The sequence below is a fragment of the Methylibium sp. T29 genome (assembly GCF_000576205.1).
Classification (GTDB): domain Bacteria; phylum Pseudomonadota; class Gammaproteobacteria; order Burkholderiales; family Burkholderiaceae_C; genus Methylibium; species Methylibium petroleiphilum.
Genome location: NZ_AZND01000068.1, coordinates 1 through 16,903 on the forward strand (window position 1 = coordinate 1; position 16,903 = coordinate 16,903).

Consider the following 16,903-nt stretch of genomic DNA (forward strand, 5'->3'; position numbering starts at 1 on the left):
GCCGGCTGGTGGGGGCTGCGCGAGGTGCTGACGCGGCCGGTCGTCGAGACGCTGCGCCGCGCGGCGCAGTAGGGAGAGCAGAGAGCCGGGGCCGAGCGGGCGCTGTCTCGCCCGGGACGACTACATCGCGTAGCCCACCAGCACCACTTCGGCCGCCCGTTCGCGCAGCGGGATCAGCGCCTGGTAGGCCGGCGAGCGGTACCAGCCCTCGACCGCAGCCGTGTCCGGAAAGCGGATGACGACGGTGTCGGTGAACGGCGAGCGGCCGCTCAGCTCGACCGCGCGCTGACCACGCACCAGGATCTCGCCCTGCCAGGGAATCAGCGTCGCGGGCACCTGGTTCCGGTAGGCCACCCAGGTGTCGGGGTCCTTGATGACGATGTGGCCGATCACGTACGCGGCGGCGGCAGGTGGCGTGGTGCTCAAGTCAGTCTTCCAGCTCGGCCTTCGCCATCTCCACGTCCAGCCGCTCCATCGCGTCGGCCGGCGTGCACGCGGCGGCCTGCGCGTAGAGCTGCTCGGCCTCCTTCATGCGCTTGTCGCCCTCCAGCATGACCAGCCCGTTGGCGTATTCCACCATCGCGATCGCGCTGCCGGGGTTGAGCTTCAGCGCGGTCTGGAACATCTTCAGCCCGGTCGCGGCATCGGCGCCCTGGGTCTTGCCGAGCAGCTTGCCGACCTTGTCGATCACCTCGGCATGGAAGGCGCCGAGCGCGATGTGCGCATCGGCGTGCTTCGGTGCCAGCTTGATGGTGGTCTCCAGCGCATTCTTCACCTTGCTGCCCAGTCCCTGGGCGAGCGCCTTCGCGACGCTGATGCCTTGGCCGTAGCGGCCCACCGCATAGGCCATCAGGTAGTGCGCGTTGGCGTTCTTCGGCTCGGCGGCGGCCTGGGCTTCGGCGCGCTGGGCGAGCTCGAGGAACAGGTCGAGCTTCACCTTCTCGCTCTTCTCGAGGTAGTTGGCGTAGATCGCCTGGGCCTTGTTGGCCGCGGTGAGGCCGGCGCCACCAGCCTTCAACCCGGCGTCGACCGCCTTCCTGAACTCTCCTGCGTGGAACAGCGCCCAGGCCTCCTGCACGGCAGCGTCCTTGGGCCAGGGTTCGGCGTCGCCGGCATGCAGCCGGGCCCAGTGCTTCTTCAGCGCCGGGGCGTCGTGCACGTAGGCGGCGTTGTCATAGGGGAAGGCGGTCCACTTGGCCATGGTGCGGGTCTCCTGCGTCGTTCTCGGTTCTCGGTCGTCGGTCCGGTGTCGCTCAGTCGCGCTGGTAGCTGCCGGCCAGCATCAGCAGGTGCTCGCGCTGGCCGGGGTCGAGGTAGGGCATCAACAGGCTGAGCACGTGGCGGGCGCCGCGCAGCAGCGCCGCGCCGGCGCTCTCGGGTTCCAGCGCCTTGCGCGGGTCGCGCACGTACTCGTAGCTGAGCCAGTAGGTCAGCACCACCACCATCGAGGTGGCCACCGGCTCGGCCTCGCGCGCGTCGATGCGCATCGCCTGCGCGCGGCTCAGGCCGTCGAGCACCGCCTTGACGGCCAACTGCTTGTTCTTCAGCACGAACTGGAAATGGGTCTCCAGGCGACGGTTCTTGCTGAGCAGGTCGTTCAGGTCGCGGTACAGGAAGCGGTACTGCCAGATCAGCTCGAACAGCATGTGGAAGAACAGCCAGGCGTCCTCGACGTTGCGCACGTTGTCGGCCGCCCGCAGCAGATCGGTGAGGGCGGCCTCGTAGCGGTCGAACAGGCTGTTGATCAGCTCGTCCTTGGCCGGGTAGTGGTAGTAGAGGTTGCCGGGGCTGATGCTGAGCTCGGCCGAGATCAGCGTGGTGCTGACATTGGGTTCGCCGAAGCGGTTGAACAGTTCCAGCGTCACCTCCAGGATGCGCTCGGCCGTGCGGCGCGGTGCTTTCTTCGGGACCCGTGGGCTCATGGCGCGGTCGACTCGCCGGGGGGCGAGCAGGCTGGTTTCCGGTCAATCTAGCATCAAGATCACGCGCCACCAAGGCGGCCAGCACCGATGGCGGGGCCTGCCTACAATCCCCGGCTGTCCCCCGAGACCTCCATGCCGGCCGTTCGTTTCGACTCCGTTTCCAAGACCTACCCCGCCCCGCGCGGCAGCCAGCGCGGCGACCTGCATGCCCTGCAGGACGTGAGTTTCGACATCGAGCCGGGCGACTTCTTCGGCCTGCTCGGCCCCAACGGCGCCGGCAAGACCACGCTGATCAGCATCCTGGCCGGCCTGAGCCGCGCGACCCGCGGGCGCGTCACCGTGCAGGGCCACGATGTGGTGGACGACTACGCGGCCGCGCGCCGCGCGCTCGGCATCGTGCCGCAGGAGCTGGTGTTCGACCCCTTCTTCTCGGTGCGCGAGACGCTGCGCATCCAGAGCGGCTATTTCGGTGTGCGCGTCGACCGCCGGGCCAACGATGCTTGGATCGACGAGCTGCTGCACCACCTGGGGCTGGCCGACAAGGCCGACGCCAACATGCGCCAGCTGTCGGGTGGCATGAAGCGCCGCGTGCTGGTGGCGCAGGCGCTGGTGCACCGACCGCCGGTGATCGTGCTCGACGAGCCGACCGCCGGGGTCGACGTGGAGCTGCGCCAGACGCTGTGGCAGTTCATCGCGCGGCTCAACCGCGAGGGCCACACCGTGCTGCTGACCACGCACTACCTGGAAGAGGCCGAGGCGCTGTGCGGCCGCATCGCGATGCTCAAGCAGGGCCGCGTGGTGGCGCTGGATCGCACCGCCAACCTGCTGGCCGGCACCGCGAGCACCATGCTGCGCTTCAAGACCGACCAGGCGCTGCCGCCGGCGGTGGCGGCCCAGGCGCGCGTGACCGGCCGCATCGTGCAGCTCACCGCACACGACGCCGCCGAGGTGGAGACGCTGCTCGCGCTGCTGCGCAGCGCCCAGGTCCGGGTCGAGGAGCTGGAGATCGGCCGCGCCGACCTGGAGGACGTGTTCCTCGAGATCATGCAGGGCGAACCGCAGAAGGTGGCGGTATGACCGGCCCGCATCCCCACGGGGGATCGGCCGACGTACTCGTCGGACGAGGGGCAGTCATGACCGGCGCGCGCACGCTGCTGTACAAGGAGGTGCTGCGGTTCTGGAAGGTCAGCTTCCAGACCGTGGCGGCGCCGGTGCTGACTGCCGTGCTCTACCTGCTGATCTTCGGCCATGCGCTCGAAGCCCATGTGAAGGTCTACGGCAGCGTCGGCTACACCAGTTTCCTGATCCCCGGGCTGGTGATGATGAGCGTGCTGCAGAACGCCTTCGCCAACAGCAGCTCGTCGCTGATCCAGAGCAAGGTGACCGGCAACCTCGTTTTCCTGCTGGTGACGCCGTTGTCGCACTGGGCGTGGTTCGCGGCCTATGCGGGCGCGTCGGTGGTGCGCGGCCTGGTGGTGGGCGCCGGGGTGCTGTTGGTCACCGTGTGGTTCGCGCCGCCCGGCCTGGCCGCGCCGTGGTGGACTCTGGTGTTCGCCGTGCTGGGGGCGGCGATGATGGGCGCGCTGGGCCTGGTGGCCGGCCTGTGGGCCGAGAAGTTCGACCAGATCGCGGCGTTCCAGAACTTCATCGTGATGCCGATGACCTTTCTGTCGGGCGTGTTCTATTCGATCGACTCGCTCCCGCCGTTCTGGCAGGCGGTGAGCCATCTCAATCCCTTCTTCTACATGATCGACGGATTCCGGGCCGGCTTCTTCGGCATCAGCGACGTGAGCCCGTGGGTCAGCCTGGGGGTGGTCGCCGCCAGCTTGGCGGCCGTCTCGGCGGTGGCGCTGCGGCTGCTGAAGACCGGCTACAAGCTGCGCTCCTGAACGCCCGATACACTGGTGTCATGGCCGACCCCACCGCAGACGACGTGCAGCGCTACATCGCGCAAGGGCTCGCCTGCGAGCATCTGCAGGTGGAGGGCGACGGCCGCCACTTCTTCGCCACCATCGTGTCGGCCGAGTTCGACGGCCTGAGCCGCGTCCGCCGTCACCAACGGGTCTACGCAGCGCTCGGCGATAGAATGCGCGAACAAATCCACGCGCTGTCGATGAAGACGCTGACGCCGGCCGAATTCGCGGTGCAGGGCTCCGAGCCCCGCGCTGCCGCTGCCCACCACCACTGATCCACAAGCCGCCCTGTGGCGCGGCTTGTGCGCTCCCTCGTGGCGAGGGCGGTCCGTGCAAGCGCGTGATGCAGGGCGGTGACGAGCACCGCACCATGGACAAACTCATCATTCGCGGCGGCCGCCGTCTCCACGGCGAGGTCGCGATCTCGGGCGCCAAGAACGCGGCGCTGCCGGAGCTGTGCGCTGCGCTGCTGACCGCCGAGCCGGTGCGCTTCTCGAACGTGCCGCGCCTGCAGGACGTGTCGACCACGCTGAAGCTGCTGCGCAACATGGGCGCCGTCGCCGAGCGCAGCGAGAGCCGCCCCGACGAAGTGACCATCGACGCCGGCCCGGTCAGCAGCCCCGAGGCCCCCTACGACCTGGTGAAGACCATGCGGGCGTCGATCCTGGTGCTGGGACCGCTGCTGGCGCGCTTCGGCGAGGCCACGGTGTCGCTGCCGGGCGGTTGTGCGATCGGCTCGCGGCCGGTCGACCAGCACATCAAGGGCCTGCAGGCGATGGGCGCGCAGATCAGCGTCGAGCACGGCTACATCATCGCGAAGGCGCCCAAGGCCTCGGGCGGGCTGCGCGGCGCGCGCATCACGACGGACATGGTGACCGTCACCGGCACGGAGAACCTGCTGATGGCCGCGACGCTGGCCGACGGCGAGACCGTGCTCGAGAACGCCGCGCAGGAGCCCGAGATCCCCGACCTGGCCGAGATGCTGATCGCGATGGGCGCGAAGATCGAGGGCCACGGCAGCAGCAAGATCCGCATCCAGGGCGTCGCGCAACTGCACGCGCCGCGCGGCGGGCACCGCGTGGTGCCCGACCGCATCGAGGCCGGCACCTTCCTGTGCGCGGTGGCCGCGGCCGGCGGCGAGGTGCTGCTGAAGCACGCGCGCGCCGACCACCTGGACGCGGTGATCGACAAGCTGCGCGAGGCCGGCGTCCGCGTCGAGGCCGGCAGCGACTGGATCCGCGTGGCCTCCGACGGCAAGCTGAAGGCGGTGGGCTTCCGCACCAGCGAGTACCCGGCCTTCCCGACCGACATGCAGGCGCAGTTCATGGCGCTCGACTGCATCGCCGAGGGCACCGCGCGCGTCACCGAGACCATCTTCGAGAACCGCTTCATGCACGTCGATGAACTGGTGCGCCTGGGCGCGAAGATCGAGGTCGACGGCCACACGGCCATCGTCACCGGCGTGCCGCAGCTGTCGGGCGCCACGGTGATGGCGACCGACCTGCGCGCCTCGGCCAGCCTGGTGATCGCCGGCCTGGTGGCCAGCGGCGAGACCCTGGTCGACCGCATCTACCACCTGGACCGCGGCTACGACCAGATGGAAACGAAGCTGCGCGCCCTGGGCGCGGACATCGAAAGAGTGAAATGACAGTCCTCACGCGCACTTCGTTCGCTTCGCCCCGAGGGCGCGAGGCCTCCATCCGGGCGGCCCGGCGGGAGGCCCCATGAGCATCACGCTCGCGCTGTCGAAGGGCCGCATCTTCGAAGAGACGCTGCCGCTGCTGAAGGCGGCAGGCATCGAGGTCACCGAGGACCCCGAGACCTCGCGCAAGCTCATCCTGCCGACCAACCGGCCCGACGTGCGCGTGGTGCTGGTGCGCGCCACCGACGTGCCACCTACGTGCAGCATGGCGGTGCCGACCTCGGCGTGGTCGGGCTCGACGTGCTGCTGGAGCATGGCGGTCAGGGCCTGTACCAGCCGCTGGACCTGCGCATCGCCAAGTGCCGCATGAGCGTGGCGGTGCGGGCCGACTTCGACTACGCGGCGGCGGTGAAGCAGGGCTCGCGCATCCGCGTCGCCACGAAGTACGTGAGCGTCGCGCGCGACCACTTCGCCGACAAGGGCGTGCACGTCGACCTGATCAAGCTCTACGGCTCGATGGAGCTGGCGCCGCTGACCGGCCTGGCCGATGCCATCGTCGACCTGGTGTCGACCGGCAGCACGCTCAAGGCCAACCACCTGCTCGAGGTCGAGCGGATCATGGACATCTCGTCGCGGCTGGTGGTGAACCAGGCCGCGCTGAAGCTCAAGCGCGAGGCGATCCGTCCGCTGATCGACGTCTTCGCAGCAGCCATCCCCCAGGAGTGAACATGAGCGCCCCCGCCCGCGTGAACCTGCGCCGCCTGGCCACCACGCAGCCCGATTTCGAGGCGGCATTCCGGGCCGTGCAGCACTGGTCGGCGGAGACCGACGACGCGATCGAGGGCCGTGTGGCGGAGATCCTGGCCGACGTGCGGCAGCGCGGCGACGCCGCGGTCCTGGAGTACACCGCGCGCTTCGACGCACTGCCGGTCGGCTCGATGAGCGAGCTCGAGCTGACGCAGGCCGATTTCGCCGCCGCCTTCGCGGCCATCACGCCGGCGCAGCGCGACGCGCTGCAGCAGGCCACGCGCCGCATCCGCAGCTACCACGAGCGCCAGCTCGACGCCTGCGGCCGCAGCTGGAGCTACCGCGACGAGGACGGCACGCTGCTGGGCCAGAAGGTCACGCCGCTGGACCGCGTGGGCATCTACGTGCCGGGTGGCAAGGCGGCCTATCCGTCCAGCCTGCTGATGAATGCGGTGCCGGCCCATGTGGCCGGCGTGCCCGAGATCGTGATGGTGGTGCCCACGCCGAAGGGCGAGCGCAACACCCTGGTGCTGGCCGCCGCGCACGTGGCGGGCGTGACGCGCGCCTTCACGATCGGTGGTGCGCAGGCGGTGGCTGCGCTGGCCTATGGCACGGCCACGGTGCCGCAGGTCGACAAGATCACCGGCCCCGGCAACGCCTATGTGGCGAGCGCGAAGAAGCGCGTGTTCGGCACGGTGGGCATCGACATGATCGCCGGGCCCAGCGAGATCCTGGTGCTGGCCGACGGCAGCACGCCGGCCGACTGGGTGGCGATGGATCTGTTCAGCCAGGCCGAGCACGACGAGCTGGCGCAGAGCATCCTGCTGTGCCCCGATGCGGCCTATCTCGACGCAGTTCAGACAGAGATCGACCGGCTGCTGCCCGGCATGCCGCGCGCTGCCATCATCCGCGCTTCGCTGGAAGGGCGCGGCGCGTTGATCCACACCCGCTCGATGGACGAGGCCTGCGAGATCAGCAACCGCATCGCGCCCGAGCACCTGGAAGTGAGCTCGAACGAGCCGCACCGCTGGGAGCCGCTGCTGCGCCACGCCGGCGCGATCTTCCTCGGTGCCTACACCAGCGAATCGCTGGGCGACTACTGTGCCGGGCCGAACCACGTGCTGCCGACCTCGGGCACCGCGCGCTTCAGTTCGCCGCTGGGCGTCTACGACTTCCAGAAGCGCAGCAGCCTGATCGAGGTCAGCGAGCAGGGCGCGCAGACGCTGGGCGTGATCGCCGCCGAGCTGGCCTACGGCGAGGGCCTGCAGGCGCACGCGCAGGCGGCCGAGATGCGGCTGGCGAAGAAGCCGGGAGCGGCACGATGAGCAGCAGCAACAGCAACAACGGCGGCCCCCCGCTCGCGCCCCGCCTCGCGCGCTTCGTCCGCCAGGACGTGCAGAACATGCACGCCTACGCGATCCAGCCGTCGGACGGCTTCGTGAAGCTCGACGCGATGGAGAACCCGCACCGCCTGCCCGCCGCGTTGCAGGCCGAGCTGGGCCGCCGGCTCGGCGCGCTGGCGATCAACCGCTATCCCGGCACGCGCACCGACGAGCTGCGCGCGGCGCTGGCCCGCCACGCTGGCCTGCCGCCCGGTTGCGCGCTGATGCTGGGCAATGGCTCCGACGAGCTGATCTCGTTGCTCAGCATGGCCTGCGATGTGCCAGGCGCGACCGTGCTGGCGCCGCTGCCGGGCTTCGTGATGTACGAGATGTCGGCCCGGCTGCAGGGGCTGCGCTTCGTCGGCGTGCCGCTGACCGCCGACTTCGAGCTCGACGCCGCGGCGATGCTGGCCGCGGTGCGCGAGCACCGGCCGGCCCTCACCTACCTGGCCTACCCGAACAACCCGACCGCCAACCTGTGGGACGACGCGGTGATCGAGCGCGTCGTCGACACGGTGCGCGAGCACGGCGGCCTGGTGGTGATCGACGAGGCCTACCAGCCCTTCGCGAGCCGCAGCTACATCGACCGGCTGGCGCACCACGACCACGTGCTGCTGATGCGCACGCTCAGCAAGTTCGGCCTGGCCGGTGTGCGGTTGGGCTACCTGATGGGTCCGGCCGCGCTGGTGGCCGAGATCGACAAGGTGCGCCCGCCCTACAACGTGAGCGTGCTGAACTGCGAGGCGGCGCTGTTCGCGCTGGAGCACGAGGACGAGTTCGCGCGCCAGGCCGCCGTGCTGCGCGCCGAGCGCGCGCGGCTGCTGGACGCGCTGCGCGCGATGCCGGGCGCCACGCCGTTCCCGAGCGAGGCCAACATGGTGCTGGTGCGGGTGCCCGACGCGAAGGCCGCGTTCGAGGGCCTGAAGGCGCGCGGCGTGCTGGTGAAGAACGTGTCCGGCCTGCACCCGCTGCTGGCAAACTGCCTGCGCCTCACCGTTGGCCTGCCCGAAGAGAACGACCAGATGATCGCGGCCCTGAAAGGCATCCTGTCATGACCGAACCGAACCGAGTTGCCGAAGTCCGGCGCGACACCGCCGAAACGAAGATCCGCGTGCGCGTCGACCTCGACGGCACGGGCGTGGCCAGGCTCGCCACCGGCATCGGCTTCTTCGACCACATGCTCGACCAGCTGGCGCGCCACGGGCTGGTCGACCTGGAGATCGAGGCCGACGGCGATCTGCATATCGACGGTCACCACACCGTCGAGGACGTCGGCATCACGCTCGGCCAGGCCTTCGCCAAGGCGGTCGGCGACAAGAAGGGGCTGCGCCGCTACGGCCATGCCTACGTGCCGCTCGACGAGGCGCTGAGCCGTGTGGTGGTCGACTTCTCCGGCCGGCCCGGGCTGCACATGCGCGTGCCGTTCAAGGCCGGCATGATCGGCGCGCTCGACACCCAGCTGGTCTACGAGTTCTTCCAGGGTTTCGTGAACCATGCCGGCGTCACGCTGCACATCGACAACCTGCACGGCGACAACGCCCACCACCAGTGCGAGACGGTCTTCAAGGCCTTCGCCCGAGCGCTGCGCATGGCGCTGGAGCGCGACCCGCGCATGGCCGGCGTCATCCCTTCCACCAAGGGCAGCCTCTGACATGAGCCGTCGCGTGGCGGTCATCGACTACGGCATGGGCAACCTCCGCTCGGTGTCGCAGGCCGTGCTGCACGCGGCCGCCGGGACCGGCTTCGAGGTGGTGGTGACGGCCGAGCCCGAGGTGGTGCGCGCCGCCGAACGCGTGGTGCTGCCCGGCCAGGGCGCGATGCGCGACTGCATGCGCGAGCTGCGAGAGGCGCACGGGGGCGCCCTGCGGGCCGCCGTGCTCGAGGCCGCTGCCGACAAGCCGCTGATGGGCGTGTGCGTCGGCATGCAGATGCTGCTCGACCACAGCGAGGAACAGGACACGCCCGGCCTGGGCCTGATCCCGGGCCGGGTGCGGCGCTTCCAGCTCGAAGGCCGACTCCAGCCCGACGGCAGCCGCTACAAGGTGCCGCAGATGGGCTGGAACCAGGTGCTGCAGGCGCGTCCGCACCCGGTGTGGGCCAGCGTGCCCGATGCCAGCTGGTTCTATTTCGTGCACAGCTTCTATGCGCAGCCGGCCGATCCGGCGCACAGCGTTGGTGAAACCGACTATGGCGCGCGCTTTACCAGTGCGGTGGCACGCGATAATATTTTTGCCACCCAGTTCCACCCCGAGAAGAGCGCTGCTCACGGCCTGGCCCTGTACCGCAACTTCCTCGGCTGGTGCCCCCTGACCCCCCACCCCCCTGACAGCCATGTTGCTGATCCCTGCCATCGACCTGAAAGACGGCCGCTGCGTGCGCCTGAAGCAAGGCGACATGAATGTGTCCACCACCTTCGGTGAGGACCCCGCCGCGATGGCCCGGCGCTGGCTCGACGCCGGGGCGCGCCGCCTGCACCTGGTCGACCTGAACGGCGCCTTCGCCGGCAAGCCGGTCAACGAGCCGGCGATCAAGGCCATCCTGAAGGAAGTGGGCGACGAGATCCCGGTGCAACTGGGCGGCGGCATCCGTGACCTCGACACCATCGAGCGTTACCTCGACGACGGTCTGTCCTACGTGATCATCGGCACCGCCGCGGTCAAGAACCCGGGCTTCCTGCGCGACGCCTGCACGGCCTTCGGCGGCCACATCATCGTGGGGCTCGATGCCAAGGACGGCAAGGTCGCGACCGACGGCTGGAGCAAGCTGACCGGCCACGAGGTGGTGGACCTGGCGAAGAAGTTCGAGGACTACGGCGTCGAGGGCGTGATCTACACCGACATCGGCCGCGACGGCATGCTGAGCGGCATCAACATCGACGCCACCGTCAAGCTGGCGCAGGCGCTCACCATCCCGGTGATCGCCTCGGGCGGCCTCAGCGACATCGCCGACATCGAGCGCCTGTGCGCCGTCGAAGGCGAGGGCATCGAGGGTGTGATCTGCGGTCGGGCGATCTACACCGGCGACCTCGACTTCGCCGCGGCGCAGGCGCGGGCCGACGCGCTGAACGGCGACGCCTGAGCGGCGCCCCCGCATGCTCGCCAAGCGCATCATCCCCTGCCTCGACGTCACCGGCGGCCGCGTCGTCAAGGGCGTCAACTTCGTCGAGTTGCGTGATGCCGGCGACCCGGTGGAGATCGCCGCGCGCTACAACGAGCAGGGCGCCGACGAACTGACCTTCCTCGACATCACCGCCACCAGCGACGGGCGCGACCTCATCCTGCCCATCATCGAGGCGGTGGCCTCGCAGGTCTTCATCCCGCTCACCGTCGGCGGCGGCGTGCGGAGCGTCGAGGACGTGCGCCGCCTGCTCAATGCCGGGGCCGACAAGGTGAGCTTCAACTCGGCGGCGGTCGCGAACCCGCAGCTGATCCGTGACGCCTCCGACAAGTACGGCGCGCAGTGCATCGTGGTCGCCATCGATGCCAAGGCCAGGGTGGGCGGCGAGGGCTGGGAGGTCTACACGCACGGCGGGCGCAAGAACACCGGCCTCGATGCAGTGGCCTGGGCGCAGCAGATGGCCGAGTTCGGCGCCGGCGAGATCCTGCTGACCAGCATGGACCGCGACGGCACGCAGATCGGCTTCAACCTGCCGCTGACGCGCGCGGTCAGCGACGCGGTGCCGGTGCCGGTGATCGCCTCGGGCGGCGTCGGCGCGCTGGAGCACCTCGCCGAGGGCATCCAGATCGGTGGCGCCGATGCGGTGCTGGCCGCCAGCATCTTCCACTACGGCACGTTCACCGTCGGCCAGGCCAAGGCCTTGATGGCCGAGCACGGCATCCCCGTCAGGACGTAATCCACCCCCGTTGCGGCTGCGCCGCTCCCCTCAAGGGGGCGACGCCGGCGGGCCGGCGGAGCCGGACCCGCGGCGTCCACTGGGTTTCTCCAGCGCGGGCCGATGCCACAGAGCGACGGCAGCTATCGCGAGTCGCTAAACTGCTGCGCATGACTTGGCTCGATGACATTCGCTGGGACCGCGACGGCCTGCTGCCGGTGATCGCGCAGGAAGCCGCCACCGGCGACGTGCTGATGTTCGCGTGGATGAACCGCGAGGCGTTGGCGCGCACGGCCGAACTGGGCGAGGCGGTGTACTGGAGCCGCTCGCGCGGCAGGCTGTGGCACAAGGGCGAGGAGTCGGGCCACATCCAGAAGGTGCGCGACATGCGGCTGGACTGCGACAACGACGTGCTGCTGCTGAAGGTCGAACAGCTCGGCCACGCGCCCTCGATCGCCTGCCACACCGGACGCCACAGCTGCTTCTATCAACGGTATGAGAGCGGCGCCTGGCACGCGGTCGAGCCGGTGCTGAAGGACCCGGAGCACATCTACAGATGAGCGGCGACGACACCCTGGCCCGTCTGGCGGCCGTGATCGAATCGCGCCGCGGCGGCGACCCCGAGGCGAGCTACGTCGCGCGGCTGTTCCACAAGGGCACCGATGCGATCCTCAAGAAGGTGGGCGAGGAAGCGACCGAGTTCGTGATGGCGGCCAAGGACGGCGACCGCCCGAAGATCGTCGCCGAGGCGGCAGACCTGTGGTTCCACGCCATGGTGGCGCTGGCGCATTTCGGCCTCACGCCGGCCCAGGTGTTGGCCGAGCTCGAGCGCCGCGAGGGCCAGTCGGGTCTCGAGGAGTTCGCATTGCGCAAGGTCAGGGGCCGCGAGGCCGAATCCACGAAGGAGAGCGGCCCATGAGCACGGTGATCGACAGCGACGAGCGCGAGCGCTCCCTAAAGACGGTCGGTACCGTCAGCTACCTGTTGCACCTGATCGTCGCGGTCGGTGCGGTGCTGCCCGGCGTGCAGGCCAGCGTGGCGCTGCTGATCGTGGCCTTCATCATCGACGTGGTGAAGAAGGACGAGGCCGCGGGCACCTGGCAGGCCTCGCACTTCAGCTGGCGCATCCGGTCCGTGCTGTGGGCCGGGGGCCTGTACATCGTCACCTCCTGGCTGTGGCTGCTGTTCTTCATCCCGGGCTGGATCGCCTGGGGCTGATCTCCATCTGGTTCCTCTACCGCATCGTGCGCGGCTGGCTGAATCTCAACGGCAACCAGCCGATGCCGTCCTGACCACTTTCTGCGCCGTCCCCCATGAGCGACCACGATCCGAACTGCATCTTCTGCAAGATCATTGCCGGGCAGATCCCGTCCCGCAAGGCCTACGAGGACGAGCACCTGCTGTCCTTCCACGACATCAACCCCTGGGCGCCGGTGCATGTGCTGGTGATCCCAAAGCGCCACATCGCGACGCTCGCCGACATCGGCCCCGGTGACCAGGAGCTGATGGGGCGCATGCTGGCGCTGGCCCCGCGGCTGATGCGTGAACTGGGCGTCGACAACGGCTTCCGCACCCTGATCAACACCGGCAAGGACGGCATGCAGGAGGTCTACCACCTGCACATGCACGTGATCGGCGGCCCCCGCCCCTGGGCCAAGGGGTGAACCTCGGCCCGCTTTGCGGGTCTGTCATGCGGGGCTGGCCTAAAATCTGCGGCTGCCCTTACCGGGTCTTCAGGAGAACGACATGGGTTCCTTCAGCATTTGGCACTGGTTGATCGTGCTGTTGATCGTCGTGCTGGTGTTCGGCACGAAGAAGCTCAAGAACATCGGCAGCGACCTCGGCGGTGCCGTGAAGGGCTTCAAGGACGGCGTGCGTGACGGCTCGACCGCGCCGGCCGATCCGGCGCAGCAGGTCACCGCGAACAAGAGCGCCGACGCGAACACCGTCGACGTCGAGGCGAAGCAGAAGTCCTGAGTGGTCGGAGCGGCGCACGCATGATCGACTTCGGCTTCGACAAGATCGCACTGATCGGCGCGGTGGCGCTGATCGTGATCGGTCCCGAACGTCTGCCGAAGGTCGCGCGCACCGTCGGCCACCTGATGGGCAAGGCCCAGCGATACGTGGCCGACGTCAAGGCCGAGGTCAATCGCTCCATCGAGCTCGAAGAGCTCAAGAAGATGAAGACCGACTTCGAGGACGCTGCGCGCAACGTCGAGCAATCGGTGTCCAGCGAAGTGAACAGGACGAGCAGCGAGATGAACCAGGCCTGGGAGTCGTTGTCGTCATCCGACGGCAACGGAGGCAGCAGCGGCAGCGCGGCGGCCGACAGCTATCACGCTGGTGAGCCGCTGAGCGAGCCGCCGCCGGCCTACACGCACCCGCGCAAGAACTGGCGGCTCAAGCGCGGCGCCATGCCTCAGTGGTACAAGCAGCGGCACGGCGTGCGGGCCAAGGCCCAGTCCGGTGCCGCCCGTGTGGCGCGCTTCAGGCCGCCGCGCCCGCTGTAGCCCGTGGGCGCCCCCGACTCCCGCGACGAGCTCGAAGGCAGCGAGCAGCCTTTCGTCGCGCACCTGATCGAACTGCGCGACCGGCTGATCCGCGCGGTGCTGGCGATCGTTGTCTGCTTCGGTGCTCTGGCGCTCTGGCCCGGCCCGTCGGCGCTCTACGACCTGCTGGCCGCGCCGCTGGTGGCGCACCTGCCGGCCGGCACGACGCTGATCGCGACCAACGTGATCTCGCCGTTCCTGGTGCCGCTGAAGATCACGCTGATGGCGGCCTTCATGCTCGCGCTGCCGGTAGTGCTGTACCAGGTGTGGGCCTTCGTCGCGCCCGGTCTCTACACGCACGAGAAGAAGCTGGTGATGCCGCTGGTGGTGTCGAGCACGCTGCTGTTCCTGCTGGGCGTGGCGTTCTGCTACTTCTTCGTGTTCGGGCAGGTGTTCAAGTTCATCCAGAGCTTTGCGCCGAAGAGCATCACCGCGGCGCCGGACATCGAGGCCTATCTCGGTTTCGTGCTGAGCATGTTCATCGCCTTCGGCGCGGCGTTCGAGGTGCCGGTGGTGGTGGTGGTGCTGGCGCGCATGGGCATCGTGTCGATCGAGAAGCTGAAGGGCTTCCGCGCCTACTTCATCGTCGTCGCCTTCATCATCGCGGCGATCGTCACGCCGCCTGACGTGATCTCGCAGCTCGCGCTCGCGATCCCGATGTGCATCCTCTACGAGATCGGGATCTGGGCCGCCAAGGTGTTCATCAAGCACACCCAGGCGCCGGATGCGGCGGCCGAGGACGGCGCCGTCTAGGGTTCGCGCTGCTGCCGCGGTGCCTTCGGCCGCTGCGCGACGACGACGTCGAGCGCCACTTCGCTGTCGCCCCGTTGCACCACGAGCCGGGCCTTCGAGCGCGGCTTGAGGGAGGCCACGACGTTGAGCAGCTGCGAGGTGTTGCCGACCGGCGAGTCAGCCACCTTCACGACCACGTCGCCGGGCCGCAGGCCGCCCTCGCTGGCCGGGCCGCCCTGCAGCACGCCGGTGATCAGCACGCCCTGCGACACCTTGAGGTTGAAGGTCTCGGCGATCTCGGGCGTGAGGTCGCGTGGCTCCACGCCGATCCAGCCGCGCGTGACCTGGCCGTCCCGGATCAGGCCCTCCATCACCTGGCGGGCCGTGGACACCGGGATCGCGAAGCCGATGCCGAGGCTGCCGCCCGAGCGCGAGTAGATCGCTGTGTTGATCCCCATCAAATTGCCGGCGGCGTCGATCAGCGCCCCGCCGGAATTGCCGGGTTGATGGCCGCGTCGGTCTGGATGAAGTTCTCGAAGGTGTTGATGCCGAGCTGGTTGCGGCCGAGCGCCGACACGATGCCGGAGGTGACCGTCTGGCCGACGCCGAAGGGGTTGCCGATCGCCAGCACCACGTCGCCGACCTGCAGTGCGTCGGAATCGCCGAAGCTCACCGAGGGGAGCTTGTCGAGCTTGATGCGCAGCACCGCGAGGTCGGCCTCGGGGTCGGTGCCGATCACCTCGGCCTTGGTGCGCCGCCCGTCGGACAGCACGACCTCGATGTCGTCCATGCGCTCGACCACGTGGTTGTTGGTCAGCACATAGCCTTCGGGGGAGACGATGACGCCCGAGCCCACGCCGCTCTGCGCCTGCGAGTCGGGGTCGCCGAAGAAATAGCGGAACCAGGGATCGGCGGCGCGCGGGTCGCGTGCCGTCGGTGTCTTGCTCGTGATGACGCTCACCACTGCCGGTGCCGCGCGCTTGGCCGCGGCGGCATAGCTGCTGCCGCCGGCCGCAGCGGGGGCCAGCGTGATCTGCGGCGCCGGATTGGACGACGAACCCACCGCAGTCGACAGGGGCCGGTTCTGCACCCATTCGGGCTTGAGCGTGGCCACGACGAACCACATCGCCAGGGCGACCGTCACGGCTTGGGAGAAAATCAACCAGGTCTTGCGCATGGGAGAGAAGAATTGACGAGCCGTGAAGAGCTGGAAAACTACCTGTCCACGCTGCTCGAACTCGAGCGGTTCAAGGATTATGGGCCGAACGGTTTGCAGGTCGAAGGCAAGCCGGAGATCCGCAAGATCGTCTCCGGCGTCACCGCCAGCCTGGCTTTCATCGAGGCGGCGGCCGCGGCCGGGGCCGATGCGGTGCTGGTGCACCACGGGCTGTTCTGGCGCGGTCAGGACGGCCGGCTCAACGGCTGGCTGAAGAAGCGGGTGGCGGCCTTGCTGGGCCCGGACATCAACCTGTTCGCCTACCACCTGCCGCTCGACGCCCATTCGGAGCACGGCAACAACGCCCAGCTCGGGGCCAAGCTCAAGTTCGTCAGCGAAGGCCGCTTCGGCGAGCAGCAGCTCGGCTTCGTCGGCCGGCCGCCCAGCCGCTGACCGGCGCGGCGCTGTCGGCGCTGGTCCAGTTCCGGCTCGGGCGCGCGCCGACCGTGGTCGAGGGCGATGGCCGGCCGATCCGCCGCGTGGCCTGGTGCACCGGCGGTGCGCAGGGCCATTTCGAGGCGGCGATCGCGGCCGGCGCCGATGCCTACCTGACCGGCGAGATCTCCGAGCCGCAGGCCCACATCGCGCGCGAGACCGGCGTGGCGTTCTATGCCTGCGGCCACCACGCGACCGAGCGCTTCGGTGCCCCCGCGCTCGGTGCCCACGTGGCGCAGCTGTTCGACCTCGAGCACGAGTTCATCGACATCGACAACCCGGCGTGAGCCCATCCCGCATGCAGCTGCCGCTGGCGATCACGATGGGCGATGCCTGCGGCATCGGCCCGGAGATCATCGCGTCGGCCTTCCTGCGCGATGCGCTGCCGGGTGGCTTCGCGGTTGGCGATGTCGAGGTGCTGCGGCGCGCCGCGGCCCTGGTCTCGGCGTCGGACCACGCCTTGCTGCCGGTGGCCCGGATCGAGCGTCCGGCCGACGTGGCCGGCGTGCCGCCGCGCTGCCTGCCGGTGCTGG

General features: G+C 69.3%; 18 protein-coding genes and 6 pseudogenes. 20 read left to right on the forward strand and 4 right to left on the reverse strand.

From position 1 onward, the window contains the following. Nucleotides 1-120: 120 nt before the first annotated feature. From x551_RS10365 to x551_RS10375, 3 genes are read right to left on the reverse strand one after another with little or no spacing between them, the layout of a single operon-like run. Nucleotides 121-426: a DUF1330 domain-containing protein gene (locus x551_RS10365; protein ID WP_036233315.1), complete on the reverse strand. Its 306-nt coding sequence runs from the start codon at nucleotides 424-426 to the stop codon at nucleotides 121-123. Between the two features lies 1 nt (nucleotide 427). Then, nucleotides 428-1,201, reverse strand: a complete 774-nt coding sequence (locus x551_RS10370) for a hypothetical protein (protein WP_036233313.1) — start codon at nucleotides 1,199-1,201, stop codon at nucleotides 428-430. 52 nt (nucleotides 1,202-1,253) lie between these two features. Continuing rightward, nucleotides 1,254-1,922: a TetR/AcrR family transcriptional regulator gene (locus x551_RS10375; RefSeq protein WP_036233310.1), complete on the reverse strand. Its 669-nt coding sequence runs from the start codon at nucleotides 1,920-1,922 to the stop codon at nucleotides 1,254-1,256. 132 nt (nucleotides 1,923-2,054) lie between these two features. Here x551_RS10375 and x551_RS10380 point away from each other — a divergent pair, with 132 nt between their 5' ends. From x551_RS10380 to tatC, 18 genes and pseudogenes are all read left to right on the forward strand, one after another. Continuing rightward, nucleotides 2,055-2,999 (forward strand): ABC transporter ATP-binding protein, encoded by a 945-nt coding sequence (locus tag x551_RS10380; protein WP_036233309.1) that lies wholly within the window; start codon nucleotides 2,055-2,057, stop codon nucleotides 2,997-2,999. Nucleotides 3,000-3,055: 56 nt separating this feature from the next. Further along, nucleotides 3,056-3,811: an ABC transporter permease gene (locus tag x551_RS10385; protein ID WP_036233306.1), complete on the forward strand. Its 756-nt coding sequence runs from the start codon at nucleotides 3,056-3,058 to the stop codon at nucleotides 3,809-3,811. A 20-nt stretch (nucleotides 3,812-3,831) separates the two neighbouring features. Then, a complete protein-coding gene (locus x551_RS10390; protein ID WP_036233303.1) occupies nucleotides 3,832-4,110 on the forward strand; it encodes a BolA family protein in 279 nt (92 codons plus the stop codon). A 95-nt stretch (nucleotides 4,111-4,205) separates the two neighbouring features. Continuing rightward, a complete protein-coding gene (gene murA / locus x551_RS10395) occupies nucleotides 4,206-5,483 on the forward strand; it encodes a UDP-N-acetylglucosamine 1-carboxyvinyltransferase (RefSeq protein WP_036233320.1) in 1,278 nt (425 codons plus the stop codon). A 76-nt stretch (nucleotides 5,484-5,559) separates the two neighbouring features. Next, a pseudogene (gene hisG, locus x551_RS10400) lies at nucleotides 5,560-6,203 on the forward strand (ATP phosphoribosyltransferase). A 2-nt stretch (nucleotides 6,204-6,205) separates the two neighbouring features. Further along, nucleotides 6,206-7,549, forward strand: a complete 1,344-nt coding sequence (hisD, locus tag x551_RS10405) for a histidinol dehydrogenase (RefSeq protein ID WP_036233300.1) — start codon at nucleotides 6,206-6,208, stop codon at nucleotides 7,547-7,549. After that, a complete protein-coding gene (gene hisC / locus x551_RS10410) occupies nucleotides 7,546-8,661 on the forward strand; it encodes a histidinol-phosphate transaminase (RefSeq protein ID WP_036233299.1) in 1,116 nt (371 codons plus the stop codon). The genes hisD and hisC overlap by 4 nt, the downstream gene beginning before the upstream one ends. Beyond that, a complete protein-coding gene (gene hisB / locus x551_RS10415) occupies nucleotides 8,658-9,257 on the forward strand; it encodes an imidazoleglycerol-phosphate dehydratase HisB (protein WP_011828433.1) in 600 nt (199 codons plus the stop codon). The genes hisC and hisB overlap by 4 nt, the downstream gene beginning before the upstream one ends. Nucleotide 9,258: 1 nt before the next feature. Further along, nucleotides 9,259-9,912: pseudogene (gene hisH / locus x551_RS10420) on the forward strand (imidazole glycerol phosphate synthase subunit HisH); the annotation flags it as partial. A 25-nt stretch (nucleotides 9,913-9,937) separates the two neighbouring features. Then, nucleotides 9,938-10,684, forward strand: a complete 747-nt coding sequence (gene hisA, locus x551_RS10425) for a 1-(5-phosphoribosyl)-5-[(5-phosphoribosylamino)methylideneamino]imidazole-4-carboxamide isomerase (RefSeq protein WP_036233297.1) — start codon at nucleotides 9,938-9,940, stop codon at nucleotides 10,682-10,684. 13 nt (nucleotides 10,685-10,697) lie between these two features. Next, entirely contained in the window at nucleotides 10,698-11,459 is a 762-nt protein-coding gene (hisF, locus tag x551_RS10430; protein ID WP_036248441.1) for an imidazole glycerol phosphate synthase subunit HisF, read from the forward strand. A gap of 149 nt (nucleotides 11,460-11,608) precedes the next feature. Further along, nucleotides 11,609-11,998 carry a phosphoribosyl-AMP cyclohydrolase gene (hisI, locus tag x551_RS10435; RefSeq protein WP_036233294.1) on the forward strand — a complete coding sequence of 130 codons (390 nt, stop codon included), beginning with the start codon at nucleotides 11,609-11,611 and terminating at the stop codon, nucleotides 11,996-11,998. Further along, the gene (locus x551_RS10440) at nucleotides 11,995-12,357 is read left to right on the forward strand and encodes a phosphoribosyl-ATP diphosphatase (RefSeq protein WP_011828438.1); all 363 of its coding nucleotides are present in this window, start codon (nucleotides 11,995-11,997) and stop codon (nucleotides 12,355-12,357) included. Before hisI ends, x551_RS10440 begins: the two co-directional genes overlap by 4 nt. After that, nucleotides 12,354-12,730: pseudogene (locus x551_RS10445) on the forward strand (hypothetical protein). Before x551_RS10440 ends, x551_RS10445 begins: the two are co-directional and overlap by 4 nt. Before the next feature lie 21 nt (nucleotides 12,731-12,751). Then, nucleotides 12,752-13,102, forward strand: a complete 351-nt coding sequence (locus x551_RS10450) for a histidine triad nucleotide-binding protein (protein ID WP_011828440.1) — start codon at nucleotides 12,752-12,754, stop codon at nucleotides 13,100-13,102. Between the two features lie 82 nt (nucleotides 13,103-13,184). Then, a complete protein-coding gene (gene tatA / locus x551_RS10455) occupies nucleotides 13,185-13,415 on the forward strand; it encodes a Sec-independent protein translocase subunit TatA (protein ID WP_011828441.1) in 231 nt (76 codons plus the stop codon). 20 nt (nucleotides 13,416-13,435) lie between these two features. Further along, entirely contained in the window at nucleotides 13,436-13,948 is a 513-nt protein-coding gene (gene tatB / locus x551_RS10460) for a Sec-independent protein translocase protein TatB (RefSeq protein WP_011828442.1), read from the forward strand. Nucleotides 13,949-13,951: 3 nt separating this feature from the next. Continuing rightward, nucleotides 13,952-14,740, forward strand: a complete 789-nt coding sequence (tatC, locus tag x551_RS10465; protein ID WP_011828443.1) for a twin-arginine translocase subunit TatC — start codon at nucleotides 13,952-13,954, stop codon at nucleotides 14,738-14,740. Here tatC and x551_RS10470 read toward each other — a convergent pair. Then, a pseudogene (locus tag x551_RS10470) lies at nucleotides 14,737-15,896 on the reverse strand (trypsin-like peptidase domain-containing protein). The gene tatC and the pseudogene x551_RS10470 sit on opposite strands and share 4 nt — an antisense overlap. 12 nt (nucleotides 15,897-15,908) lie before the next feature. Between x551_RS10470 and x551_RS24295 the strand changes: the two are divergent. Then, a pseudogene (locus tag x551_RS24295) lies at nucleotides 15,909-16,657 on the forward strand (Nif3-like dinuclear metal center hexameric protein). Between the two features lie 11 nt (nucleotides 16,658-16,668). After that, nucleotides 16,669-16,903 (forward strand): annotated as a pseudogene (locus x551_RS10485) (4-hydroxythreonine-4-phosphate dehydrogenase PdxA); the annotation flags it as partial.